The following is a 1,193-nucleotide window of genomic DNA, read 5'->3' as shown; positions in this document are numbered from 1 at the left end:
CATGACCAAAAAACGCAGAGCATTCGACGACAGTTTTAAGCTGCAAGTCGTGAAGATGATCAAGGATCAGGGGCTGACCGTTGTGCAGGTTTGCCAGGATTTGAACATTGGTGAGACAGCCGTTCGACGCTGGGTTCAACAATACGAGGCAGAGCAACTGGGACAGGCCGGAATCGGTAAGCCATTGACGGCAGAGCAACAGCGAATCCGGCAATTGGAGCAAGAAAATCGCCAACTCAAGATGGATAACGACATCTTAAAAAAGGCTACGGCCTTCTTTGCCCGCGAGCTGAAGTAAGGTATCGACTGGTTCGGCAGCTGCAAAAGAAGGTCGGTTCAGTGGCATATATTTGTCGATTACTGGGCATCAGTCGTTCGGGCTTTTATGAGTTTCAAAAGCGTGCTGATGCACCCGCCCGGCAGAGTTGTCCCGTCGTTGTGCAACTCAAGGCGTCATTTGCCGAGAGTGGTGGCTGCTACGGCAGTCGCCCCTTGCGCGACGCGTTGCGCAGTAAAGGGATGCTTGTCGGGCTGTATAAAATCCGTCGGTTGATGCGGGCTAACGGGCTGCGTTCGGCTTGGAAGCGTAAGTTTGTACACACGACCGATAGTAATCATGACCTGCCGATTGCAGAGAACGTACTGAGTCGACAATTTGATCCAGTGGCACCAAACAAGGCTTGGGTGGCTGACATCACCTACATCCGCACCCGCAGTGGCTGGTTGTATTTGGCCGTGGTATTGGACTTGTACTCACGCAAGATCGTGGGCTGGTCGATGGCTCCGAACATGCCGGCTGAGCTGGTGTGCAGCGCGATGCAACTGGCCATCGCGCAGCGCCAACCACCGCCAGGCTTGATTGCGCACTCGGATCGGGGCAGCCAATACGCTAGTGCAACTTACAGAGAGTTACTGGCAAGAAACGGCATGCAGCAGAGCATGAGCCGGAAAGGTAATTGCTGGGATAACGCAGTGATGGAGCGCTTCTTCCTGAGTTTGAAAATGGAACGGGTATGGCGACGTGACTACGCCAACCATGCTGAAGCGATCCGGGACATCACCGAGTACATTGTTGGGTTTTACAACAACGAACGGCTGCACTCAAAACTGGGGTATCTGCCACCGACCGTTTATGAGCGGGCGATGGCGTCAAAACCACCTATCGAGGTGTCCGGAATTAGTTGACCACTGCA

The 1,193-nt window shown here is 53.7% G+C and carries 1 protein-coding gene; it reads left to right on the top strand.

Annotation, left to right across the window (positions count from 1 at the left end; translation table 11 throughout):
- Position 1: 1 nt before the first annotated feature.
- Positions 2 to 1,185, top strand: a protein-coding gene (locus tag ACGSLL_RS28225; protein ID WP_394508684.1) for an IS3 family transposase whose coding sequence is annotated in 2 segments (ribosomal slippage) — positions 2 to 266 and positions 266 to 1,185 — 1,185 coding nt in all. Because the reading frame shifts where the segments join, the coding sequence is not laid out codon by codon here.
- Positions 1,186 to 1,193 lie beyond the last annotated feature (8 nt).

This window comes from Pseudomonas retamae (assembly GCF_043496865.1).
GTDB lineage: Bacteria > Pseudomonadota > Gammaproteobacteria > Pseudomonadales > Pseudomonadaceae > Aquipseudomonas > Aquipseudomonas retamae.
The sequence above is the reverse complement of the archived record's forward strand: the minus strand, read 5'-3'. Positions and strand labels throughout refer to the sequence as shown.